The sequence below is a fragment of the Verrucomicrobium sp. BvORR106 genome (assembly GCF_000739655.1).
Classification (GTDB): domain Bacteria; phylum Verrucomicrobiota; class Verrucomicrobiia; order Verrucomicrobiales; family Verrucomicrobiaceae; genus Verrucomicrobium.
Map to the genome: position 1 here is coordinate 13,573 of NZ_BATR01000168.1, position 18,919 is coordinate 32,491.

The 18,919-nt window shown below is 60.7% G+C and carries 12 protein-coding genes; 6 read left to right on the forward strand and 6 right to left on the reverse strand.

Annotation, left to right across the window (positions count from 1 at the left end):
* The first annotated feature begins 113 nt into the window (after positions 1-113).
* Positions 114-1,004, forward strand: coding sequence for a DMT family transporter (locus BV106_RS30445; protein ID WP_038171205.1), 891 nt, complete (start codon positions 114-116; stop codon positions 1,002-1,004).
* A 124-nt stretch (positions 1,005-1,128) separates the two neighbouring features.
* Here the strand turns inward: BV106_RS30445 and BV106_RS30450 are convergent, their stop codons facing one another.
* Positions 1,129-4,125 carry a c-type cytochrome gene (locus tag BV106_RS30450; RefSeq protein WP_038171206.1) on the reverse strand — a complete coding sequence of 999 codons (2,997 nt, stop codon included), beginning with the start codon at positions 4,123-4,125 and terminating at the stop codon, positions 1,129-1,131.
* Positions 4,126-4,333: 208 nt separating this feature from the next.
* Between BV106_RS30450 and BV106_RS30455 the strand changes: the two genes are divergently transcribed.
* The 3 genes from BV106_RS30455 to BV106_RS30465 all read left to right on the forward strand — a co-directional run bounded on the left by BV106_RS30455 (position 4,334) and on the right by BV106_RS30465 (position 8,339).
* On the forward strand, positions 4,334-5,113 hold the full coding sequence (locus BV106_RS30455; RefSeq protein ID WP_081892466.1) for a DUF1003 domain-containing protein: 780 nt from the start codon (positions 4,334-4,336) through the stop codon (positions 5,111-5,113).
* 113 nt (positions 5,114-5,226) lie between these two features.
* Complete coding sequence (locus BV106_RS30460) at positions 5,227-7,794, forward strand: phosphatidylglycerol lysyltransferase domain-containing protein (RefSeq protein ID WP_038171208.1); 2,568 nt, start codon at positions 5,227-5,229, stop codon at positions 7,792-7,794.
* A 179-nt stretch (positions 7,795-7,973) separates the two neighbouring features.
* Entirely contained in the window at positions 7,974-8,339 is a 366-nt protein-coding gene (locus BV106_RS30465) for a hypothetical protein (RefSeq protein ID WP_038171209.1), read from the forward strand.
* Between the two features lie 71 nt (positions 8,340-8,410).
* On the opposite strand, the gene BV106_RS30470 is transcribed toward BV106_RS30465, so the two are convergent.
* The 3 genes from BV106_RS30470 to BV106_RS30480 form a co-directional block, all read right to left on the reverse strand.
* Positions 8,411-9,163: a HAMP domain-containing sensor histidine kinase gene (locus BV106_RS30470; RefSeq protein ID WP_038171211.1), complete on the reverse strand. Its 753-nt coding sequence runs from the start codon at positions 9,161-9,163 to the stop codon at positions 8,411-8,413.
* 96 nt (positions 9,164-9,259) lie between these two features.
* On the reverse strand, positions 9,260-9,790 hold the full coding sequence (locus tag BV106_RS30475) for a PH domain-containing protein (RefSeq protein WP_051946559.1): 531 nt from the start codon (positions 9,788-9,790) through the stop codon (positions 9,260-9,262).
* 234 nt (positions 9,791-10,024) lie between these two features.
* The gene (locus BV106_RS30480) at positions 10,025-10,828 is read right to left on the reverse strand and encodes an Hsp33 family molecular chaperone HslO (protein ID WP_038171213.1); all 804 of its coding nucleotides are present in this window, start codon (positions 10,826-10,828) and stop codon (positions 10,025-10,027) included.
* A 153-nt stretch (positions 10,829-10,981) separates the two neighbouring features.
* On the opposite strand from BV106_RS30480, the gene BV106_RS30485 reads away from it, so the two are divergent.
* Positions 10,982-12,277, forward strand: a complete 1,296-nt coding sequence (locus BV106_RS30485; protein WP_038171215.1) for a hypothetical protein — start codon at positions 10,982-10,984, stop codon at positions 12,275-12,277.
* Positions 12,278-12,547: 270 nt separating this feature from the next.
* Positions 12,548-13,390: a hypothetical protein gene (locus tag BV106_RS30490; RefSeq protein ID WP_038171216.1), complete on the forward strand. Its 843-nt coding sequence runs from the start codon at positions 12,548-12,550 to the stop codon at positions 13,388-13,390.
* 12 nt (positions 13,391-13,402) lie between these two features.
* Here the strand turns inward: BV106_RS30490 and BV106_RS30495 are convergent, their stop codons facing one another.
* A complete protein-coding gene (locus BV106_RS30495) occupies positions 13,403-14,560 on the reverse strand; it encodes a hypothetical protein (protein WP_265596237.1) in 1,158 nt (385 codons plus the stop codon).
* 132 nt (positions 14,561-14,692) lie between these two features.
* A complete protein-coding gene (locus BV106_RS30500) occupies positions 14,693-18,700 on the reverse strand; it encodes a hypothetical protein (protein WP_038171220.1) in 4,008 nt (1,335 codons plus the stop codon).
* Between the last annotated feature and the right edge of the window lie 219 nt (positions 18,701-18,919).

The following is an 18,919-nucleotide window of genomic DNA, read 5'->3' on the forward strand; positions in this document are numbered from 1 at the left end:
GCCAAAATTCACCCTGCCGCGGCTGCCTGGAGATGTCCCCGGATCCAAAATTTCCCCACCCGCACTCTCAACCTGAGGTATAGGAACCTCTCTCTCCTGCTTCCTCCCCTTTCATGCCCGCTTCCACCGCGATCATAGTTTACCCGGCCATCGCCGCATTGATGTACGTGTTCAGCGCGTTGCTGTTCAAGCGATCCAGCGAATCCGGGGTGGGCCTGTGGCGGACCACGTTTGTGGCCAACCAGATTGTCGGCCTTCTCTTTGCACTCCTCTGGCTGCTGGGCGGCCGGGAGGTGACTTGGGACATTCTCTGGCAGCCGGGGGTCATCGCACTCTGTCTGTTCATCGGCCAACTCTCCCAGTTCCTCGCGCTTGAAAAAGGTGACGTCTCTGTCGCCGTGCCAATCTTCGGACTCAAGGTGGTGCTGGTCGCCGTCTTCACTCCGCTCGTTGTCGGCATCCCGGTATCCCTGTTGCTCTGGATCGCCGCGTTCCTCAGCGTGGCGGGCATCACTCTGCTGAACAAAAAGCACGAAGGCAAACGTCCCAAGAACATCGGCATCACGCTCATGGCAGGCGGTGTGGGCGCGGTGAGCTTTGCGCTCTTCGACGTGCTGGTGCAGAAATGGGGCCCTCAGTGGGGTGTGGGGCGCCTGCTGCCCTTGATCTTTGGCATGAATGCCGTCCTCTCCTTCAGCCTCATCCTTCTCTTCAAAGCACCGTTGCGCGAGATTCCCAAAACCGCATGGAAGTGGCTCTGCGGAGGCTCCATGCTCCTGGGCACCCAGAGCATCATCTTTGTCAGCACCGTCGCGATCTACGGTCGCGCCACGGCGGCGAACATCATCTACGCCTCGCGAGGTCTCCTCAGCGTAGCCCTGGTCTGGCTCATCGGCCACTGGTTCGCCAATCAGGAGCAGAATCTGGGAGGCAAAGTACTGGCCTGGAGAATGGCGGGAGCGGCCCTCATGATGACGGCAATCGTGCTGGTGGTGGTGGGATAGGCCATCCATCCCAGCACAGAATTTGGGGGTAAATAGTTTGGGGGCTATGAGAAGGCTGCGAGCAGCTTTCCCATAACCCCCGGTTCAGAGACTTTTAACTCTCAACTTTTAACTTTTCACTGCTCTACTTGAACATCGGATCTTCCTTGTTCCCCTTGCTCAGCAGGTAAGCCAGCAGGTCGAGGATGTCGTTCTTATTCAGGGTGCTGAGCAGGCCCGGAGGCATCATGGACACCTTGGACTGGTCCATGCTCTTGATCAGCTTGCGATCCACCCGCTGGAGCGCGTTGGGGTCCATCATGTTGATGTTCAGCGTGATGGTATCGCCCGCCAGGTTCATGATGCGGCCGTACACCTTGCTGTCGTCATTGAGCGTGACTTCCAGCTGGCCGTACTGGTCGCTGATTTCCTTGCTCGGCTCGATGATGTGCACGAGCAGATCCCGCGGGCTGTACTTGCCCGCCACGCTCGTGAGATCGGGCCCGATAGCGCCGCCTTCCTGACCGAAGCGATGGCAGGCGAAGCAAGTGGCCTGGCCGAACATGTTGCGGCCGTTGACGAAGTTACGTCCGCCTTCGAGACCAGCTCCGAGCAGGCCTTCGATGTCCTCCACCGTGTAGTTCTTCACGAAGGATTTGAGGGCGAAGGTGAACTGCGGGGCCTTCACATCCGGCTTGGCTTCAAGGATGGGCTTGAGCGCAACCTTCTCTGCATCCGTCAGTCCAGCCTCGGCATCCTTCCGGATGTCCTGCATGAAGAGGTCGAAGCTGGCACCACCCTTGTAGGTGGGGGCGCGCAGGCACACCCACTTGAAGTAGCGCTCACGCAGTTCCGGCGTCCAGCCGTTCTTGGCAAAGCGCAGGCTCTGGGCCAGGGAGATCTGCTCCTCCTGGGTGGGGGCGTTTTCCAGAATCGGAATGGCCTTGGCCACGAAAGCGCTGTCACCGAGGAAGGTGAGCACATTCACGAGGTCCACATCCAGCCAGGGCTCACTGGTGGGGAAAACTGAGGAGAGCCGGGCGATGGCCTTCGCACGCACACCATCCGCAGGCTCGCCGAAGCGGGCGAAGGCCAGCATGTGCACCCGCACATAAAGCTCGCGGTCGGCCCCTTTGAGGTCGGCGAACTTGATGCGGTCCAGCGCGTTCATGATTGGCTCATAGAGGGCCTGGTCCCCGTTCGAAGCGCGGCTCAGAGCCATAAGGGCCATGAGAGAAGCCCGCGGAGAGGTCTCGGCCAAGGCCTTGTCCTTCCAGGTGGCCAGAGGCTGGTGCTCCACCGCGATGCGGGCAGCAAAGCGGATGAGACGGTCGGCATGGCCCAGCTGCGGCCAGGCCGCCGCCAACGCCTGGGGGTCCTCCTTGCCGTGGAAGACTTCCAGACTGCGGCGCAGTTCGTGGAGTTGTTTCTCCTCACCCTCAAGCTTCAGCGGTGCCGCGGCCGTGCTTTCCTTGCCCGTGTAGGTCACGCGGTAGAGCCCGCTCTGCACGCGGCGTCCGCCAATCGTGATGTACAGCGCTCCGTCCTTGGGCGAAACGGCGAGATCGGTGAGCGGCAGCGGATTGGCACTCATAAACTCCTCGAACTCCGCCTTGTACCCGGCGCCTTGAGGCTTCAGGTGCACGGCATAGAGTTTGCCGTAGCTCCAGTCAGCGGCAAAGAGCGCCTCCTGATATTTGGCCGGGAACTTGGCCCCATAACCGAAAGCCACGCCGGTGGGCGAACCGGGACCGATGTCCGTCACGGGTGGGAGACTGTCCTCCCAGCGCACGGGCCACTTCTTGGAAAGGGAGCGCCAGCCGAACTCGCCGCCGCTCTGCGCCATGCAGATACGAGTGGGCCGGTACCAGGGGACACTGAAGTCCCACTCCATGTCCGCGTCATAGGTGAAGAGATCCCCCTGGCGGTTGAAGGCGGCATCGTACTCGTTGCGGAAACCGGTGGTGATCAGTTCCCAGGTCTTGCCATCGGGATCGGTCTTGGCCACCCAGCCACCTGGGGCCATGACATCACGCATGAAACCACGCCCGATGAGGGGAGGCAGCAGCACGTCCTCCGCCCAGTGACGGGGCACCCGGCTGCTGTTCATCTCCGTGATGGGCGTCTGGTTGCCCACGATGCAATAGAGGGACTTGCCATCCGGCCCCAGCACCACGGCATGCGGGCCGTGTTCGCCGCCTTTGTTCGGGAAAGCGCGGAGCTGCTCCACCTTGTCGAACTTGTCATCCTTGTCCGTATCGCTGATCCGGTAGAGACCGCGGGGAAACTTGTCCGAGTTCGTGATCGCGTAGAGGTGGCCAAAGGCAAAGAGCAGCCCTTGAGCCTCGCCGATCTCGGCGGCGATTTCCTCGATCTTCGTGTCCTCGGGCTTGCCGCCCAGGGCCGGCGGGGTCACGCGGTAGAGCTTGCCATACTGGTCGCTCACGATGAGGCGGCCTTTGTCATCAAAAGTGTTCGCCACCCAGGAGCCCTGAGTCTTCAGCGGCACGCTGTAGAGCAGTTCCGCCTTGAAGCCTTCCTTGAGCTTGATGTCCTTTACCGCGGTGGCCTCAGGCTCCTTCAGGTTGGCGGCTGCGGCCAGGCTCTTTTCATTAAGCTTGGCCCAGGGACCACCGCCCAGTGGAGCGAGCGCGACGGCGGGCTTCCAGTCTTTGTCGTCGAACTTGACCTGCTCCCAGCCGGCCGGTGCGGTCTCGCTGGCTTTCCAGGTCGCGTCGGTGACGATCTCCGTCTGCCCCTTGTTGCGGGTCTCAATGATGAGCTTCACCAGCACGGCGCCCTTGTTGCCGCCACGGTTGGTTCCTGTCACCGCCAGCACGTTCTGACCTTTGACCACGGCGTCACTGACCTCTTTCACCTGCACCTTGTCCCAGCCTTGGCCGGTCAGCACGGGTTTGCCATTGATCAGGACGGTCAACTCATCGTCACCGGTGGCCTGCAGGCGCACAGTGTCGCTCTGCTGAACGTTGAAAGTTTTGCGGAGGTACACCGTCTGGTCGGGCTTCGCCTCGGCGGCGGACCAGATCCACTGGGGCGTCTCGGCCAGCGCCGTGAAAGCGGCGAGACTGAGCGCGGCCGTGGCGGCGAGGGGGATGGTAAGGCGTCGGTAAAGTGAAGGCATGATGGTAGCTTAACGGGACGGAGAAAACTGAGGAAAGCTTAACGCGTACATCAGGAAGGGAATTTCAGTTGTGACGTGATCGCGGGACAACCGGGCCACCTGCGGCAGAGACCGGGGGCGCGATACCTGCTCGGGAAAACTCAGTACTCTCCCGGTGCAGCCACCGATAAACTGATTTACAGATTCACCGGACCACTGAGTTACCTCCATGCACTCGCACCCTCCTCCGCACCGGAATTCCCACGGCCCTACGGGGGTCTGCCAGGCGACCCAGAAGACCTTACCGCACTCGGAATTGGTCCCCCTGGATGCCCTCCGGCCTACCATCGCGAGGCGAATCTCCACCCAGTATCCGGACTTGAAGCCTGGCTCATTCGTCTCTCATGAGGTGCTGAATGCGGCCCGGCTCGACTACGTGCGTGATGCCCTGAAGGATCAGTTGGGAGAGCTAACCCACTTGGATGAGGAGGTGGTGGACAGCCTGCACAAACACGAAGTGCTGAGCGCCCGCCCCCTGGACGAGACCGAGGAGAAAGAGTCCAGCTTCGGCGCCCGTCTGGCCGACCGCATTGCCAGCTTCGGCGGGAGCTGGACGTTCATCCTCACGTTTGGTGGATTCCTCATCCTCTGGATCACAGTGAATGCGTGGTTCCTGGCGACGCGGGCGTTCGATCCCTATCCCTTCATCTTGCTGAACCTCATCCTCTCCTGCCTCGCCGCCATGCAGGCGCCAGTCATCATGATGAGCCAGAACCGGCAGGAGACCCGGGACAGACGACGGGCGGAGAATGACTACAAGATCAACCTAAAGTCCGAGCTCGAGATCCGTCACCTGCACGAGAAGGTGGATTACCTCCTGCACCAGCAAGCCACACGCTTGCTCGAGATCCAGGAGATCCAGCTCGACCTGATGCGTGAACTTGCCCAAGGGAAAAGTGAGGGGGGAGCGCGGACACCCCGAAAAGGTGAGGATACGAATCACGTTTAGGTCCCTCCCAGCTTTCCCCCGGGCAGGGTGGCCGTTTTTTCACTATTGCTAGACTGTCCTCGGGCAGTTCTATTCGCCTGACTCCTTCCGCTTCCGTCCTCCTGACTGGTCCCATGATGCCCTCCGTGCTTCGCCGGCTGCTGCCGGTCCTTCTGCCATACCTTTATCTCACCTGCCTGGCTCTCCCCGTCCCCGCTCAGGACGAACCCGTCGCGGAGGATGACGTCCCCATTCCCCGGGCCGAGATCAAACTGGCCCACGCCACGGCCTCAGCCCGCCTGTATGAGCCGGACGAGCGCCCTCCCGTGGCCGTCATGGTCTTTGGGTCCGGGGATGGCGGCTGGTCTGCATGGGAGGATGCCGTAAGCCATTGGCTGCGAGATGCCGGGATCTACGTGATCGGGCTGGATCTGCGTGAGTATGCCGCCAAGGACTACACGGCAGAACTCCTGGGCAAAGACATGGCCACGCTCGCCGCGGAAGCTGCGACCCGCGGCGGCGGAGATGCCAGCACCCCGGTGATCTACGCCGGCTGGAGCATGGGGGCGGTGCAGGCGGTCCCTGCTGCCGCCTGGAAGGAACGCCCTGCCGGACTGAAGGGCCTCATCATGCTCAGTGCCGACAGTCGCGGACGCTTTGGTCTGAGAGCTTCAGATGAACTCGGCGTCACCCCCACCGGGCCGGGCACCTTTAATCTGGCTGACTTCACCGCGGGCATGGCGGGACTGCGGGTCGCGCAGTTCCACGGTGGGGCCGATTTCATGGCGTCCACCGCCTGGATTCAGGGGCTGAAGACACCGCATGAACTCTATGTGATCAGCGGTGCCAATCACGGATTCGACGGGCCGGCCGACGAGTTTGCCGAGGATCTCCTGCGCGGTGTGCATTGGGTGCTGGGAGATGACAGCGCGGCCGCCCCCCCACCGGAAGATGAGCTCCCCTTTGGCCTTTCCCCTCTCTGGCCTGGGGCGGCGTTGGCCATTGGTCTCTCCATATTCTTCCTCGTCTCGAAGAAGCACTCTATCTCAGTCCTGGTCTGGGCGGTCACGCTCATGGGGCTGGTGGACCTGCTGGAAGCCCTCTTCCAAAAACCGCCCGCGGTGCTGGCTTGGATGGAACAATGGGTGCCGCTGGGGGTGACGGAGAAGAGCCGCTTGCTGCTGCTCCTCTCTGGTCTGGCGCTCCTGTCCCTCGCCCGCGGTCTACGTCGCCGGAAGCATCTGGCCTGGCTGCTCGTGCTGGCGCTGTTGAGTGTGTCCGTTGTGTTGCATCTGTCGCGGGCGTTCGACTGGCACCACGCCCTGGCGGCGGCCATTCTGCTCATCCCTCTGGTCAGATGGCGTCAGGACTTTGTGGCGCGATCTGATGCCCCCTCGGTGCGTATCGCCGGGCTTGTCGCCTTCTCCCTGGCGCTGGGCCTCACGATCTACGGCACCATCGGCATCCGGCAGTACAGCGAGTCCGGCAAGGTCGGAGCAGCGCTCTCCTGGGCAGACTGCCTGCATGGGGCCGGGGCGGCCGTGTTCATGCAGAAATCCGAGCTGGATCATGACGGGGGCCGTGAGGTGCGAGGCTTCCTGGCCACCCTGCGGACAGGCAGCCTGCTGAGCTCCATGCTGGTGCTGGCCCTGCTGTTGCGACCGGTGCTGGCGAAACGCCACCCCGAAGCCACGGGGGACGAACGTGAGCGCATGGCGAAGATCATCGCGGAACACGGGCAGGACCCGATGGACAACTTCGCCCTCCTGCCGGACAAGCGCTGCTTCTTCACCCGGGACGGCAAGGGGCTGGTGGCCTATGCACTATGGCGAAAATATGCCGTGGCCCTGGCCGACCCCATCTGTGCACCGGAAAACCGCGCCTCAGCGGTGGCAGAGTTCCGCGCCTTCTGCCGCAACCAGGACTGGCAGCCGATCTTCTACTGTGTCCACGTCTCGAACCGGCCCCTCTATGAGGAGGAGAACTTCGTCACTTTCAAGGTGGGTGAGGATGCACGGCTGGATGTGGCAGAGTTCAAGCTGGAGGGAGGTAAGTTCCAAAACCTGCGCACGGCGCGGAACAAGGCGCGCAAAGGCGGCCTCACGTTCCAGTGGTATGACGGCAGCCCGCAGATCGATCATGGCCTCGAAGCCCAGCTCACGCTGATCTCCCAGGAGTGGCTGGCCCACAAACATGGTGGCGAGATGACCTTCGACCTGGGTGCCTTCAGCATCGAGAGCATTCGCAAACATGGCGTGGCCATCGTGCGAAATCCCGAGGGCCGGATCGAAACTTTTGCCACGTGGCTCCCCTACAATCAGGGCAACGGACGCTGCCTGGACCTCATGCGCGGCCGTGCCGAGGCCCGGGACGTGCTGGACTTCCTCATTGTGGAAGCCATCGACCACTTCAAGGCCCAGGGAGTGCAGGAAGTCAGCCTCGGGAACGCGCCGCTCGCGAACATCAACGCTGGCGACGGGCAGGCTCTGGAGTGCCGGAAAGAACGCGCGGTGCAGTTTCTCTTCGACAACTTCGACAAGTTCTACGGGTACAAGAGCCTCTTCAACTTCAAGAAGAAGTACCAGCCCGAGTGGCAGGGCCGCTACCTCGCCTACCCTCCTGGCGTGGGCCTGGCCATGGCGGGCCTGGCCATCGCAGGGGTGCATTTGCCGAAAGGCTTCGTGGGGCTCGTCAGGTCCTAGGCGGAACGAGGAAACTCGGCAAGCCTTCCACCGCATCCACCCGGGTGCGGTGGCGTGCTCCCCTTGTGCAGCGTGCTCAGCCATCGGGCCATAGTGGAGAACCCGCCACAACCGCACTGCGCATTTCGTACGATCCTTTGTTAGAAAGACGAGGAAGCAACCCGTCCTCACCACAGGCCATGATCACCCCCGATCAGCTCGACGCCTTTCGTGCAGGCCTGCAGCGGTGCGAAGGCTACACCACTCTCAACATGCTGGAAGATGCGGAGAGAGAACTGCTGCAACTGCCTGCGGAACTACGACTGACCCTTCCCTACCTGATGGTCAGCATGAATTTCTTCATCCACTGCGAGCAGTGGGACATGGCCACCAAGATCGGTGCCTGCATCCTCGAAACCTGGCCCGGCTGTGATGACGTGCGCCGACTGGCGATGCAGTGCTACGTGCGGGACGGATGCCGCGGCGATCTGCCGCCATCGCTACTCCGCAGTCCGGGCACTCCCCGGCAGGTGATCCGGCCACGGAGAAACTTCGGACGGAACTGAGGTCTCGCCCAAAACAAAAAGGGGGCACCGCTCTTGGCGATGCCCCCTTATTAAACTGGATCTGCCAAGGCTTAGGCGATCGGCACGCTCACCCAGAAGGTGGTGGTGTTCTCCTGTGAGTTCACCCCCAGGCGGATGTTCATCTGGTGACAGAGCATCGCGGCGATGGTGAGGCCGAGGCCGAGATGGTTGCTATTCTTCGTGCCCGTGAAGGGGCGGTACACTTCGGTCTGCTTCTCAGGGGAAATGGAAGATCCGGTGTTGCTGATGAGGATGTCCACCCGACGCTCGCTCGCGGGGGAGATCACGCCCGGGCCATGCACCTGCATGAGGGCGCGTCCCCCGGTGCGCTGGACGGATTCAGCCGCGTTCTTGAGGATTTCCACCAGCAGTTCCTTCAGCTTGGTGGGGTCCACCAGAACGGGGGGCAGTCCCGGGGACAACTCCAGATCAAACGCGACGCCGTTCTTAGAGAAAGGATCCTGGAAGGAGGCTCCTACCACGGCGATGTACTCATTCAGATTGAGCGGCTGCAGCGTCACCTTCGCACATCCGCCTGCGGCGCGGATGCGCTCGCTGAGGCCTGAGATGTTGACGGAGGCTTCTTTGATATGCTGCATGTTCTCCATCACCCCCGGGTCCAGATCATCATTCATCAGAATGAGACTGCTGAAGCCCTGGATGATGGCCAGCATGTTGTTGAGCTTGTGGGTCAACCCCCTGAGCAGCTCCTGGTGATAGCCGTCGGCCGACTGTGGCCCAAGATTGAGGTTCGTGGGGTAAACGAACTGCATGGATTGCCCCGGTGAAGCATCTGTGGCCATCGTGAATACGAATTGAAATTAATTAACAATACCTGAATGTCCACATCTTATTCACATTTCCCAAGAGGTACACAAGACATTCAATGTGAAGCACTTTTATCCCGCGATGGCGTCACTGCCACCAGGACTGTCAACATCCAGCTCGCGAACGCGTTTGCGGTCCCGCTCGCTCTGCACGGCCTGACGAAGCTTCTCCCTCACATCCTCCGCTCCGGCGATGGCTTTCAGGTCCAGCTCCGGGGTGGTGGCGTCTGAGGTGATGATAGACAGATTGCCCAGCCCAAACATCCGCAGAATGAACGGCTGCTCCAGGCTGTAGTCCTTCACGCGGTAGAGTTCGAGTTCATCCAACCGGCGATTCAGGATGCCGCTCGTCTTGCGAAGGCGCTGGGTGGTGAGTTCGTAGTGGGTGGTCTTAGTCACCCACCAGCGTGCGATCCACAGGCCAAGCGGAAGCACAATGCCTGCTATGGAGAGCCCTCCGGTGAAGGGAAGGGCCACGAGGCAGCCGATGGCGAGTAGAATGCAGAAAAGATAGAACCAAAAATGCACCCACTGGGAGGAGTGCCCCTTCCACAGGGTGGATTCAGCCGGTGCGGACGGATGAGAGCGGTCGTCGGTAGGCATGTTGTTGGGCAAATGTTGTTTGCTACAACAAAGCATAGCGCAGAATGCCGCCCACCGCCAAGTGAAGCGTTGATGAAATCACCCGCAGCGCTGGGCATTCATCCTTGATGGTTCACGCCGCCCAGAGACCGAGCCCTCACACGGCGTCGACAAAGTCACCTTTGCGGAAGGCCTCCCGTGCATGCCAAGGCATGCTCGGGAGGTTGTCCCAGTGAGCGGGACACTCCGGTGCAATCACACGCCGGGTGGCTGAAGCTTCTCTGTACGCCAGGCTTCGAACTGCTCCTTGCTTGTGCGAAAACGGGCGCCGCAGCGGGGGCAGGTCATGGTGAGCACCTCTTCGCCGCCGAAGGCGTGACTGAGGTCGTCATCGGAGAGCTTCGCGAGCACCGGATAGAGCCGCTCCACGTTGCACCCGCAGTGCCAAACGTAGAGCCGCGTTTCCAGCAGGCTCAGCGTCTCCGTTTTGTCCAGCTCCCTGACAGATTCATCCGTCAGGGAGGCCAGCCACTCCTCATCACAGTCCGGTTGCGCCGAGACCATGACAATGTCCTCCTCCGCGTGGCGGAAGAGGCGCGTGGTGCGCTGCTCGCTCTGCGTGTAGAAGGTCTCGACGGCCTTGAAGACATCGCGACCGGCAAAGTCCACCATGCTCTGGCGGGAGGCTTTTCCCTGGGTCGCCGTCTGCGCGATAAAGATGTTTTTCCCGAAATCCCTAACGTCCTCAGTGAAGACCCGGCCCGCGACCCGGCCCGGACGCGAGCCTCCGGTGACAAAGACGTTGACGAGCGGGGTGTCGAAATTGAGCGTCCAGCCGCACGTTTCATCCTGAGGCCGGGAGGCGAGGTGCAGAGTGAGGGCTGCGAGCGCCTCCTTGAGCAGGAGATCGTTGACGTTGGAGTACTTCAACTCGTGCTCGGCACGGTGGAGGTAATAGTCGATGTACAGGGGCTCAAAGTCGGCTCTGGCCACAAGCGCGTTGCGTCCGCGCACAAAATAAGTGCGGACCTCGAGCGGGCTGGCTTCGGTGTCTGTCATGGCTTCTGATCTGAGATTCAGGATGAATGAGGGGGGTTGGGGACATAGCAGAAGCAAGCCCCCGGAGGAAACGCAAACTGCGTCCCCAAAATCTTACTGCGGGAGGCGTGCCATCTAGTATGGTCTTTCTTTCTTACGCCTCCCGAGCGACTTATGAATCGTCGTCACTTCCTCAATTTCATCACCGCCTCCGCCACGCTCCAGGGCATGACGCAGACGGGACTGGCCCAGGATGCTGGTGCGGCCCCCGCCGCTGAAGCGCTGCCGCCGGTGCGCGCCCTCACTCAGGGGCCCAAATTCCACTGGTTCGCGTATTACGACAAGCTCCAGTTCGATCCCACGGACCGCTACATCCTGAGCAATCAGGTGGACTTTGAAGGCCGCACGCCGGGACCGGACGATGTGCTGCGCGTGGGGATGATCGACACCGCTGACGGCGACAAGTGGATCGAGCTGGGCACCTCCACCGCCTGGGGTTGGCAACAGGGATGCATGCTCCAGTGGCTGCCCGGCAGCCAGAGCAAGATCATCTGGAACGATCGCGACAAGGAAAACCAGCGCTATGTCAGCCACATCCTGGATGTGAAGACGGGAGAAAAGCGTACCCTGCCCCTCCCGATCTACACCATCAGTCCGGATGGCAAGTGGGCGGTGACTCCCGATTTTGCCCGCATTGATTACTGCCGCAGTGGCTATGGCTACAGCGGCATCCCTGACCCGTCCTCAAACGAGAAAGCGCCAGCCAAAAGCGGCATCTGGCGCATGAATCTGGAGACGGGCGAGCACCAGCTCATCTTTTCCATCGCGGATGCAGTCGCCATCCCTCACCCGGAACTGGACCTCACCCAGTTTTGGAACTGGTTCAATCACCTCCTCATTTCACCCGATGGCAAGCGCCTCATCTTCCTGCACCGCTGGCGGGAGCGGGTGGACATCCCCCGCGAGCAGAAGGCGGGCGGGTTCAAGACCCGCATGTTCACGATCAATCTGGATGGTTCAGAGCCCTATGTGCTGGAGCCCAGCGGCGTGGTGAGCCACTTCATCTGGCGGGATCCGGACCACCTCGTGGCCTGGGCCAAGCCCGCCGCAGAGCCCGAGGCGAGGGTGATCGTGTACAAAGACAAGACCCGGGAGTACACCAAGCTCGGAGCGGACAAGATCACCGTGGACGGACACATGACCTACCTGCCCCACCACAACAACGAGTGGCTCCTGTGCGACACCTACCCTGACCCGGTGCGTCGGCTGCAGACGCCCTTCCTCTATCACATCCCCACGGACCGCCGCATCCTTCTGGGTCAGTTCTTTGAACCCCGCGAGTACAAAGGCGAGTTCCGTTGTGACACCCACCCCCGCGCCAGCAACGACGGGAAGAAGGTCGTCATCGACTCCGTTCACGGGGGCAACGGCCGTCAGATGTACCTGATTGACGTATCAGGGATCAAGTAAACTGCATCTTTTTCAGCGCGAGCCGGGAGCAGGTCGATCTGACCGCTCCCTTGGCATTTTTATTGGCGACAGCATGGAATTCCCCTGCTGCCCGCGGCTCAAGATGCCTGCCACATAGAGAATTTCCGTTTGGCAGAGTCGGAACTTCCCTTAGACTAAGCCAAACCCCTATGGAAAGCGATGTTTCAGACACCGCGATACCGTGATGCTCTGTCCATCCCGGCACCCCCCGCGATCTCTGCCTCCGCCATGGGTTGGCTTGCCTGATAGATGAAAAAGAACCGCTGGCGTTTCATTCTTCTCACCTCCTGGATCCTGTTTTCCGTCGCTTTCCTCCTGCGGGAGGTGCTGCTCCGCATCAGCAGTGTGGATGACAAGAGCCTGCTGCCTTGGGCATTGACCCACTCTCCCAGCCATTGGGCCATCATGCTGACGCTCGGCACCCTGGCCTACGCCATGTTCATTTTTGCCCCGCTGCAACTGCCCTTCATGGCCGTGTGGACGGTACGCAAAGTGCCGATCCCAGCCGGGAAAAAACTGCCCGTTCTTCTCATTCCCTGTGCCCTTATCTCCACCTGGTGGGTAACAGACACCCTCCGCAACCCGCCCGACTCCAAGGCGCATTTTGAAGCGGTGCTGGCTCATCCTCTGCCGGTGGGCTCCACTCACTTCATGGCCATCCACCCCTTGGGCACTGGCACCTTCTCAGAGGTTTGGGGCAGCGTGCACGGCTACAGGATGAAGCTGGACTCAAAGGATGCCACAGACTATTGCCGCAGCTTGGGCGGTGCCCAGTATGACTTTGTGGTGGAATCACTCGCTGAACCTTATGATGCCTTTTTGAGCAGCCTGCCCAAGGACTGGGGCTACGCTCTGGGGATGCCCCATCTCCAGGTGCATCAGCTCCCTCCCATTTGCGGCAAGCCTGCGTTTGCGATGGTGGATCCCACCCGCAATGACATGCTGGTGATGGCGTGGCAGCAGGGTCAACTGGACACCAAGCCCTCCCAGCGGCTTTACCCCGTGCGCTCTGCTGAGCCGGACTTCTATGCTCAAACGAAGAGCAAGTCCGGCCAGCGGGATGTGTCCCCAACGTCCCGTTCCAAAGACTGAGACCATTGGGGCTCACCATGCCGCCAAGGCAGCCTCGATCTTCTTGCGGTCTTCTGGATTTTCGTAAGCAGCCGGATCGAAGGGAATCTCCCGTTTTCTGACCCGCTCATCTAAAGCCCTGAACGCATCAACGCGTCCAGCAGCAAGGTAGAGTTGGCGCAATCTGACAGCGAGGTCGATGGGATTCCCTTTCGTCAGGGAGACCCTCCGGGCTTTTCCTCCCGAACCGAATACAAATCTGGACTCGGGATGCAGAACCAGTTCGAGTGGAACGATCATGGAGACTTGATCCGGATCCTTCCGGTGGAGAAGCAGATAAAGAGCAAACTCCGGAGACTCAGGAGCCAACTTGACCAAGTTCTGCGCCAGACGCAGCCCTTGCTCAGTCCCTGTCTGTTTGGGATCGATTGTTTGAAGCCACTCGCGCATGTCCGGCAGTGCTCGGTATAGCTTACCCGGAGCAATCCCACTCCAGTGTTTCTCCAATGCCTCAACCACTTCCGGAGTCCGTCCCTCGACAAAGAGAAGGTAAGCCCGGCTCATCTGTGGACCAGTGGCCACAGCCAGATGGTGTCGCCTCCATTCCTGAACTTTTTCGCCATGCCCTCTCGCCTCCAAATCGCCGCAGGTCATAGCGATTTCGTGAAAGTTCACCAAGCCCCAAGGTCCCTCCAGGGAATGCAGACGGTTTTGCACCCAGGCATTGGGATCGCCAGACTTTAGCAACAGATCATCCAGACGGTCAAAAACATGCCTCCTCCATCCGGGTTGTTTGGGAGCATGATAGACAATGCCGCTCTGCTGATACACGCTCGGCTTCGGCGCAATGGGAGGGACATCACGAACCAGCTCCACGATCTGCCATTCCACGGAGGTAAAGCTGAGATCAAGGCTCTTGGAACCAAGATCGTTCCAATCACCTACCTGACCAACAAAGATGTTCCCGACCATGCCCTTCACATCCTTCTCCACGGGCGGGCTATCCAAGAGCTGCCGATAGGTCTCGATGGCTTCATTCGTGGAGCCATTGCGTTCTTGGTCAATCGCCTGACGCCACAACAGACTGTGACGGTCCATAGGCTGCTTTTCATCTGCGATGCAAACCGTCTGAAACTGAATCATCGACCAACCCAAGATCAGGCACCGTGAAAGGTAATATCGAGCGGACATGGCCATCAAAGGAATCGCCCCCAGTTCACCAGTCTTTTTTCGATACGGCAATGGCAAAGTGAAAGTCGCACCAGACAAGGCCTGATGCCGATTGCCAATCTGCGCTACGTGTTACGCGTCACGTGCTGCCGCTCAATCTCCCGCCACAATCTTCACCGGCAAACGCGGGTACTCAGTCACCTCAGGGATCCCCTGGCCTGGGACGAACACCGCGCCATGGGCACCACAATACCACACGCCACTGCTCGTACGGCGTTGGGCCAACAATCGGCCTCCCAACACGGGACACCACTCGTTCCCGACGCGATCCGTCACCCACCGGGTTTTTTCCTCGGGGCTCGCTGTGGAACGCTCACCGGTTCGCAGGATCTTCATGGATTGTGCATCCAGGAGGGAAGGCGTGAAGAGATAAGATTCCCCCTCGTGCCTCCGGTCATACTCCATGCCGTGGTGCACCATCAGTTGCCCGTCCTTCACTTCCAACCGCGAGATCATGTTGGAAGCCAGCCCGTCTTCTTTTGTGCGGCTGCCAAACTGTCCTTTTGCGGGATCGTAAAACATTAGAGCTCCCGCATCATCACCCCACATGGTAGCGAACCAGAGCTTCCTCCCTGCCCAGGCCCCACTACAGACACGCTCCCCCACCAGGCCTTCGTCCATGCCCCAATGACGAAGGCAGTTCCGTCTGGAACTGGCGCCCCCGCCCCCAGTCGCACTCACCACGGTCAGTCCTCGATTGGTGCACAGCCAGACGTTTCCCTGATCGTCTTCCACGGCATCCCACACCACACTTCCACGGGTCACCCCCTCCCATTCCGCGGCATTCCAGGGTTTCTTTATTTCACTCGCCCCACCTCCAAACTCGATGAGACCCGAGGGCTCCTGCGCCTCTTGCTCCAACAGGTCGCTGGCCTGCGTGCTCGCTGGGTCCCGCCGGTCGTACCGACGCGCCCGGATCGTCATTCCCCCTGAATCTTGAGCCGAGCTGGTTTTCCCAGGCTCCGCCAGGCCCGCCCACTCCGTATGGCTCAGCATGCGTCGGTCCAGATTGGTCAACTGATCGCTGCTGGGAGCCCAGCCCCATAAAGAGTAAGTTCCAGCAAACAACATCATGCCCCCCTGCTCCCGGACGGGGCGGAACACCTTGTCTTGTAGCGAGCCCCCGTTCATTTTCACCTCCCGGGCGAGAAGATCCGCCCCCTCGATGCGGTGCAGGACATGGCCACGGCCACGGCCAGGCATCTCCGCCAACGCCCACAAGTTGTTGCCAGCTCGAGTCAGTGTCTCACCCCATTTGCCCCCTGGAGGAGGAGGCAGGTTTTGCCAGGCTCCCGACCTCTTGTCATAGCGACTGATGCCCCACCAACTTCCCAGCCAGACAAAGTCTCTTTCGGCATAGAGTTGCTCCGCATCGACGCGCTTGTCTTCCGAGACCCCGGGGAGACGGCGAAACGCTGTCACCTCAAGGGAGTCCAGATCCAGCTTCTGAATCACCCTCCCACCGCCCATCCAGAGCGAGCGACCATCCCTGAGCAGGCAGCGCACCGCGTGCTTGTGCGCATGAAAGGCGTCCAGCACGTCCGGGGGAGATTCTGGATCAGACAAGGACTCTGCCAGCGAGAGGTGATGCACGGACCAAGTACCGGCCGTGATCCGGTAGAGTCCGTTGGGAGTCCCGGCCCAGACAAAGCCGGGGCTGACGGCCAGGTGCGTCGCCGCGTGTCCCAACGGAATTCTCACCTGCGGTTTTCCATCCGTTCCAAACACGGCCACACCCCAAGGGTGCCCGGTGAAAAAGTGAGCACCTTCCGTTGCCGCTGCTACGGCCAGCACGCTATCCAGTGAGGCGAACAGCTCGACGGTGTCATCCTGCAGGATCCAGGGAAACACCCTACGGGCCTTCGCGTCTGCAAGTGGCAACGCAGCCTTCGGCTCCTCCACCTCCTGCAGCAGCGCCACACAGTTCCGCTGCCACAACTCCCATTCGCCGTGATCGCGCCAGCTCTTGTCGATGACAAACGGCTGCTTGCCGCTTTTCACTCTCTGGCCCAGGCTCACCAACTCTGCCTGCTTGCCAGAGCGTCGATACAGACGCATGAGGCGATGAGCGAGTTGATAAGGATTCGCGCAGATATCGGGCAGTTCAGGACTACGGATCCGACGAAACACCCGTTCGCTTTTAGCCTCTCTCGGTAGTAGCAGCTCTTCCATCCATGGGACAAGCGCGGGAGCGTCTTCGCCTTCATGCAGGGACAAAAGCCAGGCTTTGCCATAGGGACTCGCAGGAAAGGATTTGACGAAGGCCCCCAGGAACTGCCGGTGACGTTGTTTCCCTAAATCCTCAAAACGCCTGCGCCACTCATCGGTTTCCCTGTCTGGCCAGAAGGCGCGATGAGCGGGTCCAGCCCCCTTCCAGTCCTCCTCCAATCTGACCAACGCTTGATCATTTCTCCCCAGCAAAAACAACAGCGTCGCCGGTTCCTGACCCGGGGCAAACTTCTGCAAGCGCTCGCTGGCCCACTTTGTCATCTCATCCTTAAGTGACAGGCTTTCGAGTGTCTTCTGTACATCGAACACGGTGGCAGCTGGCGCCAGTGAGCCGTCCGGCCTCTCGAGGGAGGCCAGATGGACCTGGGCCTGCACTGACGGATTGTTCGTGGCTTGGGCGAGAGCCAGCATGCGGGCCTTCACCCAGCGTCGCCAACCCGGTATCGGATCGGTGCCAGGGATTGCCGAAGGCTCCGGCGGATCGTTGTCCAACTCCGGGATATCCACTTCCGACTTGGGAATACTCGCGCCCCCTTTGGGTGCCATCGCTCTATTTCCCGGAACCAGAATCGGCACATTGAAGCGCGACGCATCTCCCGGAAGGTTCAGGGCTTGCCCGTAGAACTTCATGGCCTCCGCCGCGATATCAAAGCTGTCGTGATAGGCGGCTCTTCGCAAAGTGAGGCTGAGCGCGTCCAGCCTGCGCTGGGCCAGATACTGCTCCTCCAATTCGATGGCCCTCTCCAGGTGCTCCTGCTCGAACGCCACGGCCGCAAGGACGCGCAGCATCTCCGGGTGACCAGCATCAATGGCTGCCCGCAAGCGGCCCTCCAGCTTTGCCATCCGGTTCGTTCCCTGCTGAAGCTGAGACACGGCGTCATGGATGAAGGCCCGACGCCCCAGTCCTCCCATGAGAGGCGACAAGGCCCACCGCTGGGTACTGACCACATAGCAGTGGACGGGCAGTTTCAACGGGGCACCTGCGCTTTTCACCAGAGCGTCTTCAGGCAAAATGCGGTCCATGTCCATGGCCAGAAGCACTTCCAGCAGGATCTCATCCGCCCTCTCTTCCTGGCCCTGCTTGCGCAAGAAATCAGCGTAAGCCGATGCAAAGGCGAGGCCCCCCTTGGACCAGCCATGCGGCTGTCGCACGTAGAGCGGTTGGGGCGGTTCTCCACGTCGAGCCTCTTCGCGATAGACATGCGGTCGGAGTCGATCCCGATGGATATTCCAGATGCGCTCGTACTCCGCCCTTGCCTCCGGCCACGCTTTCGCGGTCGTGAAGCGATTGAGCCACAGGTTCTCCTGGACCGGCTTTTGCAACGACTCCAACGTGTCTGGAGGGAAACGCCTTTCAGTCCCGAAGGGGCGGCGGAAGCACTCGTCTGAGCCCCGACTGGAACTCGAACCAGGCCCGGCTTCCCGTTCCGGAACGGTCGGATAGAAGTCTCGCGGCAGCGTCTCCCCACTCCAGTCCGTGCTGTACTCCTTGGCGACTCCAGCAATCGCAGAGCGGTGATGGGCCAAACTCTTCTCCTGATTTCCTATTTTCCAGTAGAGCTCAGCCTCCACCAAGTGCCGACGCGCTCCCTGTAGCGGAGGCACTTGAGATTGGAGAACGCTCAAAAACCAAGTCGCCTCCTCTGCGCCAAGTGCCAACGCAGCGGCCTCGCACTCCGCCCCAGGAAATGTCAGCAGCGCAAGAAAGGCCTCCTTCCGCCTGCCCTCAGCGACCAGTCTGTCCGACTCCGCGCGGATCGCATTCTCCGTACGGGCGGGTGGCTCTGGCAACGGCGACTGGGCAGCAAGTCTGCCTCCGAAGAGGATGACCCCGAAGATGATCAATCCAGAGATCAAAGAAGGCATTTTCATGGGAATTGTCGGAGACTGGTTGGCGAAATTATTGCCCAACGGAGTCGTGGACACAATACCCAAGAACCGCGCTGTAGGCCGACCGCAACACTTCCCGACAAAGCTCGCGAGGCTCTGTTCCAAGTGTTACCCCCTAGAACCACTCCCACAAAAAAAACCGGCCGCCCCCTTGCGGGAACGGCCGGTTCACAAATTGACCGGATTGCCGAATTACTGGTT

Coding starts and splice junctions, on each gene's coding strand:
- BV106_RS30445 (WP_038171205.1), top strand. CDS start 114: ATGCCCGCTTCCACCGCGATCATAGTTTACCCGGCCATCGCCGCATTG.
- BV106_RS30450 (WP_038171206.1), bottom strand. CDS start 4,125: ATGCCTTCACTTTACCGACGCCTTACCATCCCCCTCGCCGCCACGGCC.
- BV106_RS30455 (WP_081892466.1), top strand. CDS start 4,334: ATGCACTCGCACCCTCCTCCGCACCGGAATTCCCACGGCCCTACGGGG.
- BV106_RS30460 (WP_038171208.1), top strand. CDS start 5,227: ATGATGCCCTCCGTGCTTCGCCGGCTGCTGCCGGTCCTTCTGCCATAC.
- BV106_RS30465 (WP_038171209.1), top strand. CDS start 7,974: ATGATCACCCCCGATCAGCTCGACGCCTTTCGTGCAGGCCTGCAGCGG.
- BV106_RS30470 (WP_038171211.1), bottom strand. CDS start 9,163: ATGGCCACAGATGCTTCACCGGGGCAATCCATGCAGTTCGTTTACCCC.
- BV106_RS30475 (WP_051946559.1), bottom strand. CDS start 9,790: ATGCCTACCGACGACCGCTCTCATCCGTCCGCACCGGCTGAATCCACC.
- BV106_RS30480 (WP_038171213.1), bottom strand. CDS start 10,828: ATGACAGACACCGAAGCCAGCCCGCTCGAGGTCCGCACTTATTTTGTG.
- BV106_RS30485 (WP_038171215.1), top strand. CDS start 10,982: ATGAATCGTCGTCACTTCCTCAATTTCATCACCGCCTCCGCCACGCTC.
- BV106_RS30490 (WP_038171216.1), top strand. CDS start 12,548: ATGAAAAAGAACCGCTGGCGTTTCATTCTTCTCACCTCCTGGATCCTG.
- BV106_RS30495 (WP_265596237.1), bottom strand. CDS start 14,560: ATGTCCGCTCGATATTACCTTTCACGGTGCCTGATCTTGGGTTGGTCG.
- BV106_RS30500 (WP_038171220.1), bottom strand. CDS start 18,700: ATGAAAATGCCTTCTTTGATCTCTGGATTGATCATCTTCGGGGTCATC.